This window comes from Mycobacterium angelicum (assembly GCF_002086155.1).
Taxonomy (GTDB): Bacteria; Actinomycetota; Actinomycetes; order Mycobacteriales; family Mycobacteriaceae; genus Mycobacterium; species Mycobacterium angelicum.
On sequence record NZ_MVHE01000175.1, the window covers coordinates 1 to 1,867 of the forward strand.

General features: G+C 68.7%; 1 protein-coding gene. It reads right to left on the reverse strand.

Annotated features, from left to right (window positions below; all coding sequences use genetic code 11):
* Positions 1-1,867 (reverse strand): polyketide synthase dehydratase domain-containing protein (locus tag BST12_RS28785; RefSeq protein WP_211281393.1); only part of this gene is annotated, 1,867 nt, incomplete at both ends.

A 1,867-nucleotide genomic window follows, 5' to 3' on the forward strand; every position in this document is an offset into this window, starting at 1 on the left:
GCCACCTCGATCTGCCCAGGCCCCGGCGGCACCCGGTCGAACGCCGCGAACTCCAACGTCTCCAGGTCGCCGGGGGTGCGGATCTGCAGGCTCATGCCGCCGTCGGCGTGGTCGACGACGGTGCTGTGGCGCTCCTCGGGACGCAGCGGGGCCGGGTACAGCCGCGCGGTGTACCACTCGTCGTGACGCCAAGCGGTTTCGTCTTCGTCGGAAGCCAACACCAGCTGACGTGCCACCGACTCGGTGCTCGTCGCCTCATCGACGTCGATGTAGCTGACCTTCATGTGCGGGTGCTCGGCGCTGATCACCCGCAGCAGCCCACGCAGGCCGCCCTGCTCGAGATTGGCGCAATCTTCGGACCGCACTGTCTGGGCGTTGCGGGTCAACACGTAGAACCGGGGCTCCTGGGCCGCGATCTCCGGAATTTCCCGGGCGATACGGACCACATGCTGGACGTGCTGCTCGCCGCGGGCGCCGGACTCTTCGTCCGGGTGGCCATTGCGCGGCGCGGTAAGCACCATCACACCGGTGAACCCGCCCGTCCCGAGCTGGTCACGTAACCGCGCGGCTTGGGCCACATGATCGGCCTGGAACGGCCAGGAGATCATGCTGCATTGCGCATCGTGCACCTTGAGTGCGTCGGTCAACTCCGCGGCCACCAATTCGGTGGCGTCAGAGGTGCTGATCAACAGCCAGGTGCCGGGCTCAGCGTGACTGCTCTCGGGCAACTGGCGCTGCTGCCACTCGATGGTCAGCAACCGTTCGCCCAAAACCCGATCGCGCTCGCTGCCCTGTGAAACGCCGGTTCCCATCTCCAGTCCGCGCACGGCCAGCACGACTGCGCCGTGGTCGTCCAACACGTCCAGGTCGGCTTCCACACCCGAGCCGCACGCGGTCACAGTGGCATAGCAGTAGCGGGCGTAGCGGGCCGACCCGTAGGAGCGCAGCGTGCGCACACCCAAGGGCAGCAGCAAACCGCCATTACCCACTCCCTGGACGGCCGGGTGGGCCGCCACCGACTGAAAACACGCGTCCAGCAATGCCGGATGCACCCCGTAGGCGTCCTGCTGTGCGCGGATAGAGCTCGGCAGGGCTACCTCGGCAAACACGGACGTTCCGCCGGTCTCCTGAGCGGTGTGCACCGTCGCCAGGCCGGTGAACGCCGGACCGTACTGAATGCCGTGCAGGTCGAACCCCTGTCGGAGGTCGTCGCCGGTCACCGGGTTGGGATGCTTCGCCAGCAACTCGTCGATGTCCTGAGCGGGTGGCCGGTCGACATCTTCGATGGCGTGCAGGACGGCGGAGGCCCGCCGGGAGCGCTGTCCTTCGTCTTCGGTCTCCACCGCAAACATGACTACGCCGGGCGCCTCCACGGTCGCGGTGACGCCGACGGGGGTCTCCTCGTCGAGCAGCAGCAGCTGTTCGAAGCGGATATCGCGAACCTCGGACGCCTCACCCAACACGGTGCCGGCCGCGGCCAGCGCCATCTCGCAGTAGGCGGCCCCGGGCAGCGCGGCCGTTCCGTGAATCTGGTGATCGGCCATCCAGGGCAGCGCCGCGGTGCCGACCTCGCCCTGCCAAACGTGGCGCTCCGGTTCCTCGGCGAGTCGCACGTGCGCCCCCACCAACGGATGCACCGGGACCATCGACGCGCCGCGTGCGCGTGACTCCTGACCGCCGGGGGTCAAGAGCAGCCGGCGGTGCGCCCAGGTGGGCAGCGGCGCGTCCACCAGCTGACCGCTGGGGTAGAGCACCGAGAAGTCCACCGCCGCGCCAGCCGCGTACAAATCGCCAACCAGCCCACGCAGCCCGTAAGGCAGCGGCTGCTCGCGCCGCATACCGGCCAAAGCGGCCACCGACATATCCA